We start from the raw sequence: 20,572 nt of genomic DNA, 5'->3' as shown, positions 1-20,572 counted from the left end.
TACATGAGTGTTGCAATTAAGTACAATGCCGGCGTTCGGCGGCGGTATAAGACTTTGGTCTAATGCGGCCGTCGACAACAAAGGGACAGACAACAATTGAGCAACAAGCAGGGTGGACTATCAATGAATTACTTTCTGACGGGTGGCACCGGGTTTATCGGCCGTTTTCTCGTTGAAAAACTGCTGGCTCGTGGCGGCACAGTGCATGTGCTGGTGCGCGAGCAATCACAGGACAAGCTGAACCACCTCCGGGAGCGCTGGGGAGCGGACGAGTCCCGGGTAAAGGCAGTGATCGGCGACCTCACCAGCCCAAACCTGGGCATTGACGCCAAGACGATGAAATCGCTCAAGGGTAACATTGATCATTTCTTCCACCTTGCTGCGGTTTATGACATGGGGGCGGACGAAAAGTCCCAGCAGGCAACCAACATTGAGGGCACTCATAGTGCCGTCGACGCCGCCGCAGCCATGGAAGCCGGTTGTTTCCATCATGTTTCTTCCATCGCCGCGGCTGGCCTGTTCAAGGGCACGTTCCGCGAGGATATGTTCGAAGAGGCAGAGAAGCTGGACCACCCGTACCTGCTAACCAAGCACGAGTCGGAAAAGGTGGTTCGCCAGAGCTGCAAGATCCCGTTCCGGATCTATCGCCCGGGTATGGTCATCGGCCATTCGAAAACCGGTGAGATGGACAAGGTCGACGGACCCTATTATTTCTTCAAGATGATCCAGAAAATCCGCCATGCCCTGCCGCAGTGGGTTCCGACCATTGGCGTTGAGGGTGGCCGCCTGAATATCGTGCCGGTGGATTTCGTGGTGAACGCCATGGATCACATCGCACACCTGGAAGGTGAGGACGGTAACTGTTTCCACCTGGTGGACTCCGACCCCTACAAAGTGGGCGAGATTCTCAATATCTTCTCCGAGGCTGGCCACGCGCCTCGCATGGCCATGCGTATCGACTCGCGGATGTTCGGGTTTGTGCCGCCGTTTATCCGCCAAAGCCTGAAGAACCTGCCGCCGGTCAAGCGCCTGACAACAGCGTTGCTGGACGATATGGGCATTCCGCCCTCGGTGCTGTCGTTCATCAATTACCCCACCAAGTTTGATGCCCGTGAAACCGAGCGGGTCCTGAAGGGCACCGGTATCGAAGTGCCGCGCCTTGAGGGCTACTCTGCAGTGATCTGGGACTACTGGGAGCGCAATCTGGACCCGGACCTGTTCAAGGATCGCACCCTCCGGGGCACAGTGGAAGGCAAGGTGTGTGTGATTACCGGTGGTACTTCCGGCATCGGTCTGGCGACCGCTGAAAAACTGGCGGATGCTGGTGCCATTCTGGTGATCGGTGCACGGAAGAAGGAGCGCCTGAAAGAAGTGGCGGCCCAGCTGGAAGCTCGTGGCGGCAATGTTCACGCCTACCAGTGTGACTTCGCCGACATGGAAGATGCCGATCGCTTCGTGAAAACCGTGCTCGACAACCATGGCCATGTGGATGTGCTGGTCAACAACGCCGGCCGTTCCATTCGCCGTTCGCTGGCGTTGTCGTTCGATCGCTTCCATGATTTCGAGCGCACCATGCAGCTGAATTATTTTGGCTCCGTGCGTTTGATCATGGGCTTTGCACCGGCCATGCTGGAGCGCAATCGTGGTCACGTGGTGAATATTTCGTCCATTGGCGTATTGACCAACGCGCCCCGGTTCTCTGCCTACGTGGCTTCCAAGTCCGCGCTGGATGCCTTCAGCCGTTGTGCGGCGGCGGAGTGGTCGGACCGCAATGTGACCTTCACCACCATCAACATGCCGCTGGTGAAGACGCCAATGATTGCGCCTACCAAGATCTACGACTCGGTGCCCACGCTGACACCGGACGAAGCTGCCGAGATGGTGGTGGATGCCATTGTCTACCGGCCCAAGCGCATTGCCACGCGACTGGGCATTTTTGCCCAGGTGTTGCAGGCACTGGCGCCGAAGATGGGCGAGATCGTTATGAACACCGGTTACCGTATGTTCCCGGACTCCCCGTCAGCTGCTGGCAGCCGGTCACGGGAGAGGCCGAAGGTCTCGTCAGAGCAGGTAGCGTTCGCTGCCATCATGCGTGGTATTTACTGGTAAAAATGCCGGTGCAAACAAAAACCCCGTTCTTTGGAGCGGGGTTTTTTGTGGGTTACTCAGCAATGTCCGGTATGGACGGTGGCGGAAAGCCACCGATTTCCCGCCAGCGATTGACGATGCCACAGAACAGGTCGGCGGTTTTCTCCGCGTCATACGCTGCTGAATGCGCTTCCTTGTTGCTGAAGGGAATGCCCGCCAGCTTGCACGCCTGGGCCAGGACGGTGTGGCCGTAAGCCAGGCCTGCCAGGGTTGCCGTGTCGAAGGTGGAGAACGGGTGGAACGGGTTGCGGCGGATGTCTGAGCGCAGGGCGGCCGCAAACACGAAATTGTGGTCGAAGGTGGCATTGTGACCAACCAGAACCGCCCGTTTGCAATCGTGCTCTTTGACTGCCTTGCGAATGGGCCCGAAAATTTCACTCAGGCCTTCGCGCTCGGGAACGGCTTCCCGTTCCGGATTCCAGGGGTCGATGCCGGTAAAATCCAGGGCTGATTGTTCCAGGTTGGCGCCTTCAAACGGGTCAATCTGCTGCAGGTGGGTTTCGGAGCGCCTCAGCCAGCCGTCTTCGTCCATGGTCAATATGACCGCAGCGATTTCCAACAGGGCATCCTTCTCAGGATTGAATCCGCCGGTTTCCACGTCCACCACCACCGGCAGGAAGCCGCGAAAACGGCGGGACATGGGATGCGGTTCTTTATTTTCGTCAGTCACTTAAACTCCCGGGGTGTCTGGCCAGGGTCGCAGGCCTGGTAAAGGAACAGTTGTTCAGAGTGGTTGTCAGGCAAGCCGCCATCTCAGGCTTTCGCCGGCCTTGAGCGGTACAATCGTGCTGTCAGCCAGTGGCAGTTCGCCGGGCATTTCCCAGGTTTCTTTCACCAGCGTGATGGTGTCGCTGTTTCTGGGCAGGCCATAAAAATCGGCGCCATTGAAGCTGGCAAAGGCTTCCAGTTTGTCCAGCACGCCCAGGTCTTCGAAGATCTCGGCGTACAGTGATATGGCACTGTACGCCGAATAGCAACCGGCACAACCACAGGCTGTTTCCTTGCGGTCTTTCGAGTGCGGTGCCGAGTCGGTGCCCAGGAAGAAACGCCGGTCTCCGCTGACCACGGCATCCCGCAGGGCCTGCTGGTGCCGGTTACGCTTCAGGATCGGCAGGCAGTAGAGGTGGGGGCGTATGCCGCCAACCAGCATGTGGTTGCGGTTGTACATCAGGTGCTGGGGGGTAAGGGTGGCGCCCAGGTTATCGCCATCGTGGTCACGCACAAACCCGGCGGAATCCGCCGTGGTGATGTGCTCAAGGACAACCTTCAGCGCCGGGAAGGCTTCCAGGGTTGGGGCCAGCACCCGCTTCAGGAACACTTTCTCCCGGTCAAAGATATCGATTTCCGGGTCGGTTACCTCGCCGTGGACAAGCAGCAGCATGCCGCAGTCACTCATCGCCTCCAGCACTGGATAGATATTGCGGATATCGGTCACACCGGATGCGGAGTTGGTGGTGGCGCCGGCCGGGTACAATTTGGCGGCAACCACACCTGCGGCCCTGGCCTCCCGGATCTGTTCCGGTGTGGTGGTTTCGGTCAGGTACAGCGTCATCAGGGGGTCAAACCCGCTGTCACCGGAAGCGGCCAGGATCCGGCGCTGGTAGGCCAGGGCCTGCTCGGCGTCGGTCACCGGTGGCACCAGGTTGGGCATGATGATGGCCCTGCCAAAACAGCGGGCCGTGGCAGGCACTACGTCTTTGAGAATGTCGCCGTCCCGGACATGGAGGTGCCAGTCGTCGGGGCGGGTAATGGTGATCTGCTCGGTCATGTGCGATTTCCGGAGTGTACCGGGGCCAGATGTACTGGTGCCCCTGATAAATTCTGGCGGAATTATATCAGAAGCCGCTAGCGATTGTTTTGGCCGGCGCCCTAAAGAAAGGCCTGTTTCGGCCGTTACGAGGGTAGTGAATCTTCTTTGACGGGTTAATGGTATGGCACGAATCCCCGCCTTCCTTCGTGGCGCAGTCGCTTTCAGTGCGTTGATGGCCGCTCCTGTGGCGGCACAGGCTGCCACCTATGGTGCCGGTATTGAAAACAGCCAGTGGTATCTGTCGGAATCCGTGTTCGAATGCACCCTGGTGCACCAGGTTCCGGGCTATGGACGTGCTGTGTTTCGGCACAAAGCGGGGGAGTCTCTGTCTTTCTACCTGGAATCGGAAACGCCATTGATGCGGCCGGGCCAGGGGATGCTGATCGTAGAGGCGCCGTCGTGGCGCCCGGGAACTGCGCCCCGTCCGCTGGGCCGGGTGAACGTGAATGACAGCCGGCGGCCGGTGTCACTGGACTCCCGCCAGGCTATGGTACTGGTTCAGGGGTTGCTGGAGGGGATGGATCCAACGGTCACCCGTGAGTCCTGGTATGACGGCAGTCCGGTTCGGGTGAAGGTTTCCAACATTAACTTCGCCGGCCAGTTTTCCGGCTATCGCACCTGCACGGCGGGGCTGTTGCCGGTCAACTACGATCAGATCAAGCGCTCCCGCATTCCTTTCAGTTCAGGCAGCACGAGTCTTTCCGAAGCCGATATGCGGTTTCTGGATAATATTGTGACTTACGTGCAGGCGGATTCCACTGTGGAGCGAGTTTTCGTGGACGGGCACACCGACAGCAGCGGCAGCCGTATCGACAACCGGGCGTTGTCGGAGGAACGAGCCAATGTGGTGGCGGATTACCTGATCGGTCAGGGCATCAATGCCGATATACTGACCGTCCGGGCCCATGCGGACCAGTACCCGGTATCACGCCAGCCGGCGGACAACCGGCGCACCACTATCCGCCTGCAGCGGGAAGGTGAACGGCCGGATCTGCAACAGGCTAACGGCTACGATGCCGCAATGCCCAACACCTGATGTGCCAGCGGTTGCCTTCAGCGGATCGCGCTGAGCACTTCCAGGTGGGCGTTCACACTCTCGGCCAACGCCCTGAGGTGATAGCCGCCTTCAAGGGTTGAGATTACCCGGTCGTTGGCAGAGTCTCTGGCCACGCTGGTGATCATTTCCGTCAACCAGCGATAGTCTTCCACTTCCAGGTTCAGTTCCGCCATCGGGTCCAGCCGGTGGCCGTCAAAACCGGCGGAAACCAGTACCAACTGGGGGCGGAAGTCCTGCAGCCGTTTCAGCCAGGCCGCCTCCACTGTTTTGCGGTACTCATTCGCTGGTGTACCCGCCTGGATCGGTGTATTGATGATGTTCTCGGCTTGCCGATGTACGTGGGAGTGCGGGTAGAACGGGTGCTGGAAACTGGAGCACATCAGGATACGCTCATCGCCGCCCACGATATCCACGGTGCCATTGCCCTGGTGCACATCGAAATCAATGATGGCTACCCGCTCCAGATGGTGGAAATTCAGGGCCCGCATGGCGGCCAGGGCAATGTTGTTGTAGAAGCAGAAGCCCATGGACTTGCTGCGTTCGGCGTGGTGCCCCGGTGGCCGGGCACAGACAAAGGCATTGGTCAGCTGGCTGCAGAGCACCATGTCCACCGCTTCGATGCTGGCGCCAGCGGCCAGGCGTGCTGCCCTCAGGGTATCCGGCATCATGGCGGTGTCAGGGTCGGTGTACACGCGCCCCCTGGTCGGTTGCATCAGGTCCAGTTGGTGCAGGTAGCGCTCGGGGTGAACGGTGAGCAACTGGTCCCGGGTGGCTTCATCCGGCCTTACCCAGTCCAGGTCCTGCGCCAGGCCAGTGTCGGCCAGGTAACTGGTAATGGCTGCAAGCCGCTCCGGGGACTCAGGATGCTCCGCCCCCATATCGTGTTTCATGCAGTCGTCGTGAGAGAAGAATCCCGTCGTCATGCTGGTCCCGAACGCTCTGGTTGTGCTTGTATTTTGCCCAATATTATCAGGGATACTGACGTGTTTCTGCGTTTCTTTGGTCTTATGGCGGTGATAGCCGTTTTACATCGGTAAACAAGCGCCTAAGATAGGTGTACATACGCCCGGTCCAACCTCAGCAAGGAGCGACGCTTGAGCACCCGTTATCTGGAAAGCCTTTTCAATCCCTCTTCCATAGTGGTTATCGGCGCCTCGGAACGGGCGGATAACCTGGGTGGCATGGTGCTCCGGAACCTGCTGGGCGGTGGCTATCCTGGCCGGTTGATGGTGGTTAACCAGAACGATTACGACAACGTACACGGCGTGCCTTGCGCCAAGAAAGTCTCCCGCATGGGGTTCAGCCCCGACCTGGCGATTATCTGTACGCCCCCGGACACCGTGCCGAAGATGATCAAACGGTTGGGGGAGGCCGGCGTACGAACCGCGATTGTGATGACCGGGGGCATGTCCCGGAGTCACAGTAAAACCGGCCAGCCGTTGATGTATTCGGTCCGCGATGCCGCCCGGGAAACCGGTATCCGGGTACTTGGGCCCAACACGATTGGCCTGATGGTGCCTGCTCGCAGCCTGAATGCCACCTACGCCCATATGGGGGCCATTCCCGGCAAGGTCGCGTTTGTGGGCCAGTCCGGTACCATCGCCAGTTCGGTGATTGATTGGGCGTTTGCTCGTGGGGTGGGGTTCTCCTATTTCCTGACACTGGGCGATGGCATGGATATCGACCACGACGACCTGATCGACTATCTCGCCCAGGACAGCCAGACCCGCGCTATCCTGCTTCACATCGAGAATATTCCCAATCCGCGCCGTTTCATGTCCGCCGTGCGGGTGGCTTCACGCACCAAACCGGTGATTGCGGTGAAAAGCGGCCGGGTGCCGGAATCCGAATGGTTTCCGCACGAATTGCCTGCCGGACTGACCCGAAGCGACCCGATATACGACGCCATGCTGCAGCGTGCCGGTGTGCTGCGTGTGGACGGGCTGGGGCAGATGTTCGATGCCCTGGAAACCCTGACACGAATGCGCCCGTTGCGGCGGGAAACCCTGGCGATTATGGCCAACGGTGTTGGCCCCGGCGTGTTGGCGGTGGACCGGTTGGCCTATCTGGGAGGGGAACTGGCGGAACTGTCTGGCAAGTCGATTGATTCCCTGGCGGAGTTGCTGCCCCCGTACTGGACACGTAAAAACCCGATCGATCTCGGCTACGATGCCTCGCCGGAGCGCTACGCCCAGGCAATAAAGGTTCTCGCCAGGGACCCGGAAGTGGCCAATGTGCTGGTGATGTACGCGCCCAGCCTGACCCAGGATAGCCTGCAGATTGCCGATGCCGTGGTGCAGGCAGCTAAAGGAACACGCTTGAACGTGTTCACCTGCTGGCTGGGACAGAGCACGGTACTGGATGCTCGCGACGAGTTCTACCGAGCCGGCGTGCCCTCGTTCTTCAACCCCGAAAAGGCGGTGATGGCGTTCATGCAGCATGTGCGCCACCAGCGTGTGCAGCGGCTGCTGACGGAAACGCCGGAATCGTTTACCGACCACCTGGCCGACCGAACACAGACCCGCCGGGTGGTGGTCAGCGCCATTCGTAATGGACGAAACCACCTGTCCAACCGGGAAGCCCGGGATGTGATTCGCGACTACGGCATTAGCACCGTGGACACTATCTACTGCGACGATGTGGAAGAGGTGCTGGAGGCGTTTGCGGTGGAGCGACGGCCGGTGGACATTACCCTTATTCATGAGCGAGCCTGTCACCCGCTGGTTGAACTCAGTCCTGGTCAGCGCCGGTACAAGGGCACGGTGCAGAAGCTGAACAGCGAAGGGGCCATTATGGACTCCTGCCGTTTCCTGATGGAGGAATACCAGAAGCATTACCCTGACAGTGGTTTCCTCGGATTTGCCGTTCAACGCTCCTATCAACACGTGGGGGGTATTGAGTTCAGTGTGGGTATCACTCGAGACAAGCTGTTCGGGCCGCTGGTGGTCTGCGGTGCTTCAGGTGCACATATCAACGTAATGACAGACCGCCAGATAGCCTTGCCCCCACTGAACATGGTGCTGGCCCGGGAACTGTTGCGGCGTACCTATATGTACAAGCTGTTGAAAGAAAACAGCCTGAAACCCGAGGAAGACATCCGTGCGGTGTCTGAAACTCTGGTCACCCTGTCCCAGATCGTGATTGATATCCCGGAGATCCGTGGGCTGGAAATCTCGCCGCTGTTGTTCAACGATCAGGGCACGGTGGCGGTGAACGTAGCGATTGATCTGGCAGACAAGCCCGGACGGCCTATCATCCAGCCCTACCCCAGGGAGCTGGAAGAGTGGATTGTGTTGCCGAAATCCGGGCGCCGGGTGATTATCCGCCCGGTACTGGCGGAAGACGAGCCGGCGCACCGGGCGTTCCACGAGCTCCAGTCACCGGAATCCATCCGTTACCGCTTCTTCCAGTACCGCAAGCACTTCTCCCGTGAAGACGTGGCCCAGATGGTGCAGATCGACTATGACCGTGAAATGGTCTTTATCGCCAATGCACCGAGGGAAGATGGCGAAGGCGAGGAAACCCTGGGAACGGTGCGAACCTGGACAGACGCCGACAACCTGCGCTGCGAGTTTGCGGTGATGGTGCACGACAGGATGAAGGGCGAGGGATTGGGTGTGGCCCTGATGCAGAAGATGATTGATTACTGCCGTGCCAAGGGCACAGTGGAGATGGTGGGCGATGTATTACCGGATAATCGCCCGATGCTGCAACTTGCGGAGCACCTGGGTTTTGAGATCCATTACAACCCGGAAGAGGAGGTCATGGACCTTACCCTGGTGCTGAACGAGCCGGAGAAAGACTGGCAGCGGGAGCGCCTGGAGCAGACGTCCCACTGATTGCCGGGTATCAGCCTTCTTCCACAATGGCAGAGCGGTCTTCCCCGCCCAGGGCTTCCAGAAGACCGGGGATCAGCCTGGCCAGTTCCAGCGTCATCAGTGAAAAGGCCGCGTCGAAGCGGGCAGCGGCATCGTCTGCATCCACGTCGTCCAGTTTTTCCTGCAGGGTGTCGCCGAATTTCAGGCGGCGGATGCCCAGTTCCTCATCCACCACGAACGAAAGGTTATCATCCCAGGTGACGGACAACTTGGTCACCTGCATGCCGGCATCCAGATGGCTGCGAATTTCATCGCCCTGAAGGTCCAGGCCCTTGCAGCGCACCACACCACCGTCTTCCGAGGTATCTTTGAGCTCACATTCGGTGCCCAGCTCGATGCTTGCGGGCAGGTCGATGGATTCGTTCAGCCAGCCGGTAAAGGTAAACGTGGGCGCCTGTTCCACCGCGGGCGGGCGAACGGGCAGGGAGCCCAGGCTCTTGCGAAGAGTGGAGGCCAGGTCTTCCGCCTGTTTGGAAGAGCCGGCATCAACGACCAGAACGCCATCCGCAGGCGCCAGATAGGCGTAACAGCGACGGTTCTTGGAAAAGGCCCGGGGCAACATCTCCAGCATCACTTCTTCTTTCAGTTCGTCTTTTTCCTTGCGCCGCACCTTACGGTGTTGTTCGGCCTCGATCACTTCCGCCTTCTCGTCCACCAGTTCCTTGATAACCGATGCCGGCAGCAGCTTCTCTTCCTTGCGCAGGGCGATCAGGTGGTACCCGCCGGCGCTGTGAACCAGCAGGTCGCTGTGTTTGCCCATGGGCGATACCCAGCCCTGGCGAGAGGTTTCTTGGGGACCACAGGGCTTGAAGGCATCTGCCTGGAGCTTTTCTTCCAGTGCTTCGGCGGTTATCTCGAATGGCTTGGTAAAACGGAATACGCGGGCATTACGAAACCACATGGTCCGGGTCCTTGTTGGCTATTGGATGATGTCGATATTGAAAAAGGGGAGGGATGATAACTCAGAGCTGCATGATTTCCACCATCACAGTCTTGATGATGAATCCCACCACACCGGCGCCCAGAATGGTAAACAGCGCGATGGTGCCAAACCGGCCGGCCTGGGACTTCTTGGCCAGGTCCCACACGATGAATCCCATCCAGACAATCAGGCCTGTGAGAAGGACCAGCATGGCGAGCTGGGAAAATACGGCTTCACTCATTAATGGCTCCGGATTCTGTGAAAGGTTTACTGTTCGTTCCTCAGGAACACCCAGTTGTCGGCGTCGGACTGTTCGTCGCTGAACCGATAGCCTTCCAGGTCAAAGCCTTTCAGGTCGCTGGCCTGGGTGATGTTGTTCTGGATGGCGTAGCGGCACATCAGGCCCCGAGCCTTCTTGGCATAGAAACTGATCATCTTGTACTGGCCGTTTTTCCAGTCCTTGAACTGGGGGGTCACCAGGCGACCGTCCAGTTCCTTCTTGTGTACGCTCTTGAAGTATTCGTTGGAGGCCAGGTTTACCAGCACGCCATCGTCTGTTTTCAACAGGCGGTTGAGCTCGTCGGTAATTTTGCTGCCCCAGAACGCATAGAGGTCCTTGCCCCGGCGGTTCTCGAACCTGGTGCCCATTTCAAGACGGTAGGGCTGCATCAGGTCCAGCGGTTTTAGCACGCCGTAGAGGCCGGACAGAATTCTCAGGCGCTTCTGGGCAATCTCGAACTCTTTCTCGCTGAAGCTTTCCGCATCCAGGCCGGTATAGACATCCCCTTTGAACGCCAGCACCGCCTGCCGGGCATTGTCGGGCGTGAAGGGGGTGTGCCAGGTACGAAAACGCTCCGCGTTGAGCTGTCCGAGCTTGTCACTGATGCCCATCAGGTTGCTGATGTCATGGGGGTCCAGCTCCTTCAACTGGTCCACCAACTCGCAGGCGTCATCCAGAAAATCGGGCTGAGTTGCTTTTCTGGTCGCCAGCGGGCTGTCGTAGTCCAGTGTCTTGGCGGGCGAAATGACCATCAACATGTCAGGCAGTCCTCATCGAAGAAAGTTTATTAACTGGTCCCTGGTAAATGGCCAGTCCAGTTCCTCGCTGGTGTCGTTGCGGCGCAGTACCGGAATCCGGGTGCCGTACAGCTTCACCAGTTGTTCGGACTGGGCAATGTCCACAGCGTCCACGGGAACCGGCTCGGGCATTGGCGTGTTTACCAGCAATGCTTCCGCCAGTTCGCACAGGTGGCATTGGGATGTGGTGTAGAACGTCAATTCCATTATTTCGGCTGTGCGTCTATCTGCTGGCCATTCACGCCTTGGCTGTCCCGGCCCATCAGGTACAGGTACACCGGCATCAGCTCTTCCGGCGTCGGATTCTGGTCCGGGTTCTCGGCCGGATACGCGGTGGCTCTCATATTGGTACGGGTAGCGCCCGGATTAAGACTATTCACCCGGACATTATGGCGGTCATCATCAAGTTCCTCTGCCAGCATCTGGCTCAGGCCCTCAATGGCAAACTTGGAGACGGCATAGGCGCCCCAGTAAGGCTTGGCCCGACGCCCGACGCCGGAGGATGTGAAGATCACCGAGGCATCGTCAGACTTGCGCAGCAAAGGGACCATGGCCCGGCTGAGCAGGAACGGCGCGGTGGCGTTCACGTGCATCACTTTGTTCCAGATTTCCGGGTCGTAGAGCTCGATCGGGCTGCGGGTACCGAGGATAGCCGCGTTGTGGAGCAGGCCATCGATGCGGTCGAAGTTGTCTTCGATGGTCATTGCCAGCTCTTCGTATTCCTTCACCGCGGCGCCTTCGAAATTCAGCGGCACAATGGCGGGCTTGGGGTAGCCGGCGGCTTCAATTTCATCGTAGACGGATTCCAGTTTGGCGACGGTGCGACCGACGAGGATGACAGTGGCGCCATGGGCGGCATAGGCTTTTGCCGCAGTACGGCCGATCCCGCTGCCGGCACCGGTCACCATGATAATGCGTTCCTTCAGCAAGTCGGCCGGTGCTTGGTAGTCCTGCATACTGAATCTCCATATGGGAAGTGCTAATGACGCTGTTACGAGTATTATTGTAACAGTTTTGCCAGGTCGCTGACGGTGTCCGCGATGAGGTCAGCTTGCCACAGGTCAACCGTCTCTGGCTGTTCGATATAACCGTAACGTACGGCGATGGTTGTCATGCCTGCGTTGCGTCCGGCCTCAATGTCGCGCTCGTGGTCGCCCACGTATATGGCAGTGTCCGGTTCGGCACCCATTTCCCTGCAGGCGAGCAGCAGTGCCTCCGGGTGGGGCTTACGGTGGGTAACGTGGTCTGGGCAGATCACAACCGCACAGCGGCTGGCAAGCCCCAGCGCCTCGACCAGGGGCACGGCAAAGCGAACCGGTTTGTTGGTGACAATGCCCCAGGGAATGCGGCGGGCCTCCAGGCTTTTCAGGATGTCGTCCATGCCCTCGAACAGGGTGGTTTCCACGGCGACACCGGCTTCATACAGGTCGAGAAAGGCAGTGTGTTTCTCAAGGTAGTCCGGGTGGTCCGGCTCAAGGCCAAAGCCCACCCGGATCATGGCACGGGCGCCGTTGGAGACAGAGCGCCGGATATGGGGCGCCGGTAATGGCGGAAGCCCGTGGCTCTGGCGCAACTCATTCAGGCAGCGAATGAAATCCGGTGCTGTATCAATCAGTGTGCCGTCCAGATCAAACAGGACGGTAGAGGGTACGGACGAGAGAGCTGTAGTCACGATTGCGCGTCTTCCTCGCGGGTGTCGATGGCGTGCATCATATAGTTCACGTCCACATCCCGCCCCAGCCGGTAGACTTTGGTGACCGGGTTGTAGGTCATACCCGTCAGATCGCGGATCTCCAGTCCGGCGTGGCGCAGGTGGTCCGACATTTCCGACGGCCGGATAAACTTGCGCCATTCATGGGTGCCCTTGGGCAGCAGCCGCAGCACATATTCAGCGCCGATGATGGCAAACAGGAAGGATTTGGGGTTGCGGTTGATGGTGGACACAAACAGATGCCCGCCGGGTTTGAGCAGGGCCGCACAGGCACTGATCACTGATGCCGGGTCGGGAACATGCTCCAGCATTTCCAGGCAGGTCACCACATCGTACTGGCCGGCGTGTTCCGGGTCCCGAGCCAGTTCCTCCACGGTGATCTGGCGGTAATCCACCTTGATACCACTCTCCATGCCATGGAGCCGGGCCACCGACAAGGGGGCTTCGCCCATATCGATGCCAGTGACATGGGCGCCGCGTTGTGCCATGCCCTCGGAGAGCAGGCCGCCACCGCAGCCCACGTCCAGCGCGCGTTTGCCCTCCAGGGGCGCGAGCTCATCGATGTAATTGAGGCGCAGGGGGTTGATGTCGTGCAGAGGGCGAAACTCGCTGGTGGGGTCCCACCAGCGGCTGGCCAGTGCCTCGAACTTGGCGATTTCGTTCTGGTCTACGTTGTGGTTGCTCATGTGCCGTTCTGCCTGGTCGCTGAAATGTTGATCGTCAGCTGGATTGCTGTTCGCGAATTCGGTCTGCCCAGCCCCGGACGCGGAGCATCAGGTCTGGTACGTCAATACGGGTCAATTTGCCTTCCTGTACCTGGGGTACGCCGTTGATCCAGCTATGGCTTACCTGGCGGCCATGGTTGCTGTAAACCAGGTGTGAGGCGGGATCATACACCGGCTGCAGGAACGGATCGCCCAGGTCGACGGCAATGATGTCCGCCAGTTTTCCGGCTTCCAGTGTGCCCAGTTCATGGTCCCGCCCCAGCGCCTTTGCGCCCTGGATGGTCGCCATTGCCAGCGCTTCGTGGGCAGACAGCGCGGAGGCATCGTCAGCCACCACCTTGGCCAGCATGGCTGCGGTACTGAGCTCGCCGAACAGGTCCAGATCATTATTGCTGGCGGCGCCGTCGGTGCCAATGGCGACGTTGATTCCGGCGTTGCGGAACTTCTGCACCGGGCTCAGGCCACTGGCCAGTTTCAAATTGGATTCCGGGCAGTGGATAACGTGGGCGCCGGCTTTCTGCAGCAGTGACAAGTCGGTATCGTCGATCTGTGTCATGTGCACGCACTGGGTTTCGGGCCCCAGTACCTCCAGTTCGACCAGGCGCTGGGTGGGGCGCTTGCCGGATTTCTCCAGGGCGTCGGCCACCTCGAAGGCGGTTTCGTGCAGGTGAATCTGGATACGCGCGCCGGTTGCCCGGGACAACGCCACGGCTTTTTTCAGTGGCTCGTCCGAGACCGTGTAGGGCGCATGGGGGCCGATGGCAGGCATGATGAACGGGTCGCCGTGCCACTGGCGGATAAAGGCTTCGCCCTTGGTCAGGTAGTCCACCGGCCCGGCACCCCAGGGTGTGGGGAAGTCCAGTAGCGGGAAGCAGATCTGGGCCCGCATACCGGCATCACGGGCAAGCTGGGCAACGATTTCCGGAAAGAAATACATATCGGAAAACGTGGTGGTGCCGGTGCGAAGCATTTCCGCCATGGCGAGCTGCGTGCCATCGGCAATGAATTCTTCACTGACAAACGCACCTTCCGCTGGCCATATATGATCGTTAAGCCAGGTCATCAGGGGCAGGTCATCGGCCAGGCCACGAAACAGTGACATGGCGGCGTGGCCGTGCATATTGATGAGGCCTGGCAGCACTACATGGCTGGGGAGGTCGATGGTTTCCTTGGCACGGAAGCGGGAGTCCGCCTCGCTTTGCGATACGATGGCGGCAATACGGTCACCCTGAACAAGCAAAGCCTGGTATTCCAGAACCACGTCCGCGGGTTCGATTGGAATCAGCCAGCGTGCGTTGATACGGATGTCCGCTGCGGTGATGGTATCTGCCGTCATTTACCCTGCCTTTGTACGTACAACCTGGAACGGGGCCACGTTGCCTGGGAATGTAGCCCGGAAGTATAGCGACCGGCCCGGCCGAGAACTACCCTGGGGGCTGAGTTTAGGGCATCAACACAGGTATACTACTGTTTTGTAATCCATCAGGAGTTAATGAATGAGTCGTACCCCTGTTTCAGCTCGAGAACGTTCTGTTGGCACCGTGGCCATGCGGTGGCACGGTGGCAGCCTTGAGCTACTGGACCAGCGGCTGCTGCCGGATGAGGAACACTGGATTACTCTGGAGGGTGCTTCCGGTGTGGCCCAGTGTATTCGGGAAATGGTGGTACGTGGTGCTCCTGCCATTGGCATCAGTGCCGCCTATGGTGTTGCGCTGGCTGCCCGCCATGCCGGTGGTGGCGACTGGAAGGCTGAAATCAAGCAGGCCATTCGCGAGCTGGCGGCCTCCCGGCCAACGGCAGTGAACCTGTTCTGGGCGCTCCAGAAAATGGAACAGGAGTTTGCCGGATGCCATTCCCTGGATGAGGCGGTGAAGCGCCTTGCCAAAGTGGCGGTTCAGATTCACGAAGAAGACCTTGCTGCCAATCTGGCCATGGCGGACAACGCCCTGGCCCATATGGCGGCGGAAAAGCCGTTTTCAGTGCTGACCCACTGCAATACCGGTGCCCTTGCGACCGGTGGTTATGGTACTGCCCTGGGTGTTATTCGCCGCTTGCATGAAAAGAAGCTGTTGAAAGACGTTTTCGCTGATGAAACCCGGCCATGGCTTCAGGGCAGCCGGTTGACCGCCTGGGAGCTGGCGCAGGACGGCATTCCGGTCACGCTTAATGCAGATGGCGCGGCGGCCTCCATTCTTGCGGCCGGCAATGTGCGCTGGGTGATCGTGGGCGCCGACCGGATCACCGCCAACGGCGATGTGGCTAACAAGATCGGTACGTACAGCCTCGCTGTCCTGGCGCGGCACCACAAAGTCGGATTCATGGTCGTCGCTCCGTCCAGTACCGTGGATATGGCTCTGGCATCCGGTAAGGACATTCCCATTGAGGAGCGGGAGGGCACGGAGCTAAGACAGATTCGGGGTGTGTCGATCGCACCGGCGGGGGCGAAGGTATTCAACCCGGTATTCGATGTGACACCGGCAAGCCTGATTGACGTCATCGTGACTGAGAAGGGGATTGTCAGTACGCCGAATGTGACCGGTATGAAGTCGCTGTTCAGCTGAGGCCCTGTCTATCCCTGACAGGGCACTCGCCGCGCTGGCTGTCCTTTGCCGCTCAGCGCGCCTGAGCCTGAGCGGTGATCTGTTTCGGATTCAGTATGGACGCCATGCGCTGATCCAGCTCCAGCATGTCCGCCATGATGTTGCCACCTTCCCGGATAATAAAGTCCAGCTCGTCATCGGCATTGTCCGGTTCCGCAGCTTGCTGGTCTTGCCAGTCGTCCAACTCGTCCAGGCTTTCGAAGGCCTCTTCGCCGTGAATGTCGCGGCGGGCGTTGGCAATGGTCAGCCGGGTGCGTTCAATTTGTGAGTGGTGTTCCTTGCGCTTTTCCAGGTTAAGGCTGACGTATTCCCGCTCGCGCTGTTGTTTGAGGAATTCGATTTCCTTCTGCAGCAGGCTGAACTCCGGATGCTCTTCAAACCGGTTGTCGTGGCGTTTGCGAAGTTCGTCGATAATGCCGCTGAAATCGAAGTAGCGCGCATGGGGAACTGCTTCGATCTGGTCCCAGGGCAGGGCGCGGTCCAGGGCATCCTCACCGATACGGGTTTTGTCCACGCGGGAGGGAATCTCGATATCGGGAATCACGCCCTTGTGTTGGGTAGAGCCACCAGATACCCGGTAAAACTTGCTTTGGGTGATTTTCAACTGACCATGGTTCAGGGGGCGGACGGCCTGGACGGTACCCTTGCCAAAGGTCTGGGACCCGACAACCAGGCCCCGGCCATAATCCTGGATGGCACCGGCAAAGATCTCGGATGCAGAAGCACTCATGCGATTGACCAGCACAACCAGTGGCCCGTCATAGGCCACGGACGGGTCCTCGTCGTTAAGGACCTGGACATCGTTGTTGGAGTTGCGAATCTGTACGGTAGGTCCTTCCTCGATAAACAGTCCGACCAGGTCATTGGCCTCATGGAGCGCACCGCCTCCGTTATTTCGCAGGTCGATCACCACGCCGTCGACCTCCTCTGCCTTGAGCTCGTCGATCAGCTTGCGAACGTCACGGGTGGTGCTCTTGTAGTTGGGGTCGCCAGCCTGCATGGCCTTGAAGTCGGCATAAAACGTGGGGATGTTGATCACGCCGATACGATAGGTGTCGTTGTCTCGCTCGAACTCGATGACCTCCTTGCTGGCACTTTGTTCCTCAAGTTTTACCTTGTCGCGCGTGATGGCAATGGTTTCGGTGACGGTTTCATCCGGGGCATCAGCGGGGATGACTTCCAGGGTCACGGTTGACTCGCGGGGGCCGCGTATCAGGTCCACCACCTCGTCAAGACGCCAGCCTATAACGTTGACGGGCTTTTCCTCGTCTTCCTGTTTGACGGACACAATGCGGTCCGCCGGCTCAAGCTGACCCTGCTTGGAGGCGGGCCCACCCGGCACCAGGCGTACCACCTTGGTGTACTCGTTGTCTGACTGCAGTACCGCCCCGATACCCTCGAGCGAGAGGCTCATGTTGATGTTGAAGTTCTCGGAGGTGCGAGGGGAGAAATAGGAGGTGTGCGGGTCCCACATGCCGGTAAAGGCATTCATGTAGGCCTGGAATGCGTCTTCACTACGGGCCTGGTAGGCGCGCTTTAACTGACCTTCGTAGCGGCGGCGCAGGGCCTCCTTAATCGAACCGTCGTCGGAATCATTGAGGCGCTGGGCGAGAACGGCGTTCTTGATCCTTTTTACCCAGAGGGCGTCGAGGGCTTCCCTGTCGGCCTCCCAGTCAGCATCGGAGCGATCCAGCAGGATGCGTTCGTCAGCGCTGAAGTCGAGTTTGTCGATGCCGTCATCAATCAGGGCAAGGGCGAATTCCAGGCGTTCAATGATTCTTTGCTGAACAAGGTTGTAGATGTCAAAGCCGGGTTGCAGTTGTCCGGTTTTGAGTGCCGAGCCAAGCCCTGAACGAACCGCACTGATTTTGTCGATGTCTTTTTGTGTCAGGTAAATACGCTGACCATCCAGATAATTGAGGTAGGCATCAAACACGTCGCCTGACAGCGAGTCGTTGATGCTCATATCGCGGAAATGGGTGAATTGCAGTTGGCGCGCTATCAGTATATTAGCGCGGGCCTGCTCCACCGTCGGCGACACCGGCTCGTAGACCTTGTCGGTGTCCAGCTTGGCCGAGACCGGTACGGCAAGAGCAAGCATGAGAGCCAGGGCAAACGTCTTCTTGCCTGGCGTAAACACACCCCTTGTCATGATGTGACGGGTGATCATTCGTTCCGCGATGCTCATAAGCTTTGTTACCTGACGGTGTGTGGCGATACCGGGCGCTACGGAGAGGGACCACTGAGGCGCGGTCGCTGACGGTTGATCATACGCTTTCTGTATATCGCCGGATTGGCTCATGGTTTTATTGTAGGCAAGCACCGGACCGGTTGCCATAGCGGGGAAGTTTCGATTCGTGACAATCTGTCCATGAAGTCGTCAGGTTTGTGACTGTGCGGGCAGGTTGGAAGGCGGGGAAGCGCCTTGCCGGAGGGCGCGAATGCCCCGCTCCGGCAAGGACTATTACAAGGGCTGTGCCTCCTATTTGAAAATAGCGTTGGTTTCAGCTTTTTCGAGCAACAGGCGGGGCGGGTTGAAGCGTTCACCGAAACGCTTCGCAAGGGTCTTTGCCCGTTCTGCGAAGGTCCTCACACCGTACTGATTGATGAACTGGATGGCACCGCCGGTCCAGGGGGCATAGCCGATACCAAAAATGCTGCCGATGTTGGCATCTTCAACGGTGCGGAGCACCCCTTCTTCAAGGCAGCGCACGGTTTCAATGGCCTGGATGAACAGGATTCGGTCTTTCAGGTCCTGAAGCTCCGTGGCCCGGGCCTTTTCCTGGTCCACGAACAGGTTTTCCAGTTCCGGCCACAGGTATTTCTTGCCGGATTCCGGGTACTCGTAGAAACCTGCGCCGGCAGCCTTGCCTTTGCGGTTGTGGCTGCCCACCATCTGGTCGATCACTGCCTCGGCCGGGTGCGCGTTCCAGGTTTTGCCCGCCGCTTCGGTGTCTTTCCGGCTCTGGTCACGGATATGCTGCATCAGTGTCATGCTGACTTCGTCGGAAATCGCCAGCGGGCCCACCGGCATGCCGGCCAGAACGCCGGCGTTCTCGATGCTGGACGGATGGATGCCTTCACCCAGCATGGCGATGCCTTCGTTCACAAAGGTGCCGAACACGCGGGAAGTGAAGAAGCCGCGGCTGTCGTTCACCACAATGGGGATCTTGCCGATCTGCTGAACATAGTCGAAGGCGCGGGCCAGGGTAGCATCGGAGGTCTTGTTGCCTACGATGATTTCCACCAGTTGCATCTTGTCCACCGGAGAGAAGAAATGCAGGCCGATGAAATTCTCCGGTCTGGCCGAGGCTTTCGCAAGTTGTGTAATTGGAATAGTGGAAGTGTTGGAGGCAAAGATGCCGTTCTCAATCAGCATCGCTTCCGCTTCCCGGGTCACCTTTGCTTTCAGGTCGCTGTCTTCGAAGACGGCTTCGATGACCAGGTCACAGCCTTCAAGGTCGTCGGCGGAACCGGTGGCCTTGATGCGGTTCAGCACCTCGGCTTTCTGCTCTTCTGTCATGCGTCCGCGGCTGACTTTCTTCGCCAGAAGTTTCTCGGAATAGGCTTTGCCCTTTTCGGCATTTTCCGTGGATACGTCCTTGAGTACCACCTCAAGACCCCGCGTTGCAGTAGAGTAGGCGATGCCCGCGCCCATCATGCCGGCACCCAGAACCCCCACCTTCCGGAAGTTTTCTTTTTCCACACCTGTGGGACGGCTTTCACCCGCGTTCACCGCGTTGAGCTGGAACCAGAAAGTGCCGGTCATGTTCTTGGCGACCTGGCCGGTCACCAGTTCCGCGAAATAGCGGGTTTCGATCAGGCTGCCGTTATCAAAGTCCACCTGGGCCCCTTCCACGGCGGCGGAGAGGATACGCCCCGGCGCGGGATAGCAGCCCTTGGTCTTTTGTTTGAGCATAGCCGGGGCAATCGCCAGCTTCTGGGCCATGGCCGGGTGATGGGGTGCGCCGCGGGGGAACTTGAAACCTTTCAGGTCCCAGGGTTGCTGGCTTTTCGGGTTGGCTTCAATAAAGGCCCGGGCCTTGGCCATCATGTCGTCGGTGGAAGAGGCCAGTTCATCAACAATGCCGGCCTTGAGTGCCGCCTTCGGGTTTACCTTTTTGCCTTCCATCAGGTAGGGGAAGGCCGCCTCCAGGCCGATCATACGGGGCAGGCGCTGGGTACCACCGCCACCAGGCAACAGGCCCAGGGTGACTTCCGGCAGGCCAAGCTGGATCCTGTCGTCGTCCATTACCACCCGGTGATGGCAGGCCAGGCAGATTTCCAGGCCGCCGCCCAGGGCCGAGCCGTTAATTGCTGCCACAATGGGCTTGCCGCTGGTTTCCAGGGCCCGCATCTCGGCCTTCATGCTGTTGACCATGTCTTCAAAGGAGCCGGCATCCTCGCGGGTTACTTTGAAGAGCTCTTTCAGGTCGCCGCCGGCGAAGAAGGTTTTCTTGGCGGAGGTGACGATAATGCCGCGAATGTTGTCGACATCGCTTTTTACCTTGCCCGCCGTCTCCGTCAGCGCTGCGCGGAAATCGGCGTTCATGGTGTTGGCGGACTGGCCGGGCATGTCGATGGTCAGGGTCAGGATCTGGTCTGACCCCAGGTCGTAACGAATGGCGCTCATGTTCGGTTCTC

General features: G+C 59.1%; 17 protein-coding genes. 4 read left to right on the top strand and 13 right to left on the bottom strand.

All coding sequences use genetic code 11. The features are described from left to right. The first annotated feature begins 123 nt into the window (after window positions 1–123). Window positions 124–2,109, top strand: coding sequence for an SDR family oxidoreductase (locus NLU14_RS19080; protein WP_275709563.1), 1,986 nt, complete (start codon window positions 124–126; stop codon window positions 2,107–2,109). Window positions 2,110–2,161: 52 nt separating this feature from the next. Here the strand turns inward: NLU14_RS19080 and rnt are convergent, their stop codons facing one another. Next, entirely contained in the window at window positions 2,162–2,818 is a 657-nt protein-coding gene (rnt, locus tag NLU14_RS19075; protein ID WP_275709561.1) for a ribonuclease T, read from the bottom strand. 66 nt (window positions 2,819–2,884) lie between these two features. Beyond that, window positions 2,885–3,916: a dihydroorotase gene (pyrC, locus tag NLU14_RS19070; RefSeq protein WP_275709559.1), complete on the bottom strand. Its 1,032-nt coding sequence runs from the start codon at window positions 3,914–3,916 to the stop codon at window positions 2,885–2,887. Window positions 3,917–4,079: 163 nt separating this feature from the next. On the opposite strand from pyrC, the gene NLU14_RS19065 reads away from it, so the two are divergent. Beyond that, window positions 4,080–4,994: a flagellar protein MotY gene (locus tag NLU14_RS19065; RefSeq protein WP_420845080.1), complete on the top strand. Its 915-nt coding sequence runs from the start codon at window positions 4,080–4,082 to the stop codon at window positions 4,992–4,994. A 17-nt stretch (window positions 4,995–5,011) separates the two neighbouring features. On the opposite strand, the gene NLU14_RS19060 is transcribed toward NLU14_RS19065, so the two are convergent. Beyond that, entirely contained in the window at window positions 5,012–5,938 is a 927-nt protein-coding gene (locus tag NLU14_RS19060) for a histone deacetylase family protein (RefSeq protein WP_275709557.1), read from the bottom strand. Window positions 5,939–6,109: 171 nt separating this feature from the next. On the opposite strand from NLU14_RS19060, the gene NLU14_RS19055 reads away from it, so the two are divergent. Continuing rightward, the gene (locus tag NLU14_RS19055; RefSeq protein ID WP_275709556.1) at window positions 6,110–8,854 is read left to right on the top strand and encodes a bifunctional acetate--CoA ligase family protein/GNAT family N-acetyltransferase; all 2,745 of its coding nucleotides are present in this window, start codon (window positions 6,110–6,112) and stop codon (window positions 8,852–8,854) included. A 10-nt stretch (window positions 8,855–8,864) separates the two neighbouring features. Here the strand turns inward: NLU14_RS19055 and rdgC are convergent, their stop codons facing one another. From rdgC to NLU14_RS19015, 8 genes are all read right to left on the bottom strand, one after another. Further along, window positions 8,865–9,794, bottom strand: a complete 930-nt coding sequence (gene rdgC, locus NLU14_RS19050) for a recombination-associated protein RdgC (protein ID WP_275709554.1) — start codon at window positions 9,792–9,794, stop codon at window positions 8,865–8,867. Between the two features lie 61 nt (window positions 9,795–9,855). After that, window positions 9,856–10,056, bottom strand: coding sequence for a DUF2788 domain-containing protein (locus NLU14_RS19045; RefSeq protein WP_275709552.1), 201 nt, complete (start codon window positions 10,054–10,056; stop codon window positions 9,856–9,858). Window positions 10,057–10,082: 26 nt separating this feature from the next. After that, window positions 10,083–10,853, bottom strand: a complete 771-nt coding sequence (yaaA, locus tag NLU14_RS19040; RefSeq protein WP_275709550.1) for a peroxide stress protein YaaA — start codon at window positions 10,851–10,853, stop codon at window positions 10,083–10,085. Between the two features lie 12 nt (window positions 10,854–10,865). Further along, the gene (locus tag NLU14_RS19035; protein WP_275709548.1) at window positions 10,866–11,099 is read right to left on the bottom strand and encodes a glutaredoxin family protein; all 234 of its coding nucleotides are present in this window, start codon (window positions 11,097–11,099) and stop codon (window positions 10,866–10,868) included. Continuing rightward, window positions 11,099–11,848, bottom strand: a complete 750-nt coding sequence (locus tag NLU14_RS19030) for a YciK family oxidoreductase (RefSeq protein WP_275709546.1) — start codon at window positions 11,846–11,848, stop codon at window positions 11,099–11,101. Before NLU14_RS19030 ends, NLU14_RS19035 begins: the two co-directional genes overlap by 1 nt. Window positions 11,849–11,892: 44 nt before the next feature. After that, window positions 11,893–12,564 carry an HAD family hydrolase gene (locus NLU14_RS19025; RefSeq protein WP_275709544.1) on the bottom strand — a complete coding sequence of 224 codons (672 nt, stop codon included), beginning with the start codon at window positions 12,562–12,564 and terminating at the stop codon, window positions 11,893–11,895. Then, window positions 12,561–13,289 (bottom strand): bifunctional 2-polyprenyl-6-hydroxyphenol methylase/3-demethylubiquinol 3-O-methyltransferase UbiG, encoded by a 729-nt coding sequence (ubiG, locus tag NLU14_RS19020; RefSeq protein ID WP_275709542.1) that lies wholly within the window; start codon window positions 13,287–13,289, stop codon window positions 12,561–12,563. Before ubiG ends, NLU14_RS19025 begins: the two co-directional genes overlap by 4 nt. Before the next feature lie 34 nt (window positions 13,290–13,323). Then, the gene (locus NLU14_RS19015) at window positions 13,324–14,664 is read right to left on the bottom strand and encodes a TRZ/ATZ family hydrolase (protein ID WP_275709540.1); all 1,341 of its coding nucleotides are present in this window, start codon (window positions 14,662–14,664) and stop codon (window positions 13,324–13,326) included. Window positions 14,665–14,824: 160 nt separating this feature from the next. On the opposite strand from NLU14_RS19015, the gene mtnA reads away from it, so the two are divergent. Then, complete coding sequence (mtnA, locus tag NLU14_RS19010) at window positions 14,825–15,889, top strand: S-methyl-5-thioribose-1-phosphate isomerase (RefSeq protein ID WP_275709538.1); 1,065 nt, start codon at window positions 14,825–14,827, stop codon at window positions 15,887–15,889. Between the two features lie 52 nt (window positions 15,890–15,941). Here the strand turns inward: mtnA and NLU14_RS19005 are convergent, their stop codons facing one another. Both NLU14_RS19005 and NLU14_RS19000 read right to left on the bottom strand, forming a co-directional pair. Continuing rightward, a complete protein-coding gene (locus NLU14_RS19005; protein ID WP_275709536.1) occupies window positions 15,942–18,116 on the bottom strand; it encodes a carboxy terminal-processing peptidase in 2,175 nt (724 codons plus the stop codon). A 294-nt stretch (window positions 18,117–18,410) separates the two neighbouring features. Continuing rightward, on the bottom strand, window positions 18,411–20,561 hold the full coding sequence (locus tag NLU14_RS19000; protein WP_275709534.1) for a 3-hydroxyacyl-CoA dehydrogenase NAD-binding domain-containing protein: 2,151 nt from the start codon (window positions 20,559–20,561) through the stop codon (window positions 18,411–18,413). Between the last annotated feature and the right edge of the window lie 11 nt (window positions 20,562–20,572).

Source organism: Marinobacter iranensis (genome assembly GCF_029207565.1).
In the GTDB taxonomy this organism is placed as follows: Bacteria; Pseudomonadota; Gammaproteobacteria; order Pseudomonadales; family Oleiphilaceae; genus Marinobacter; species Marinobacter iranensis.
The sequence above is the reverse complement of the archived record's forward strand: the minus strand, read 5'-3'. Positions and strand labels throughout refer to the sequence as shown.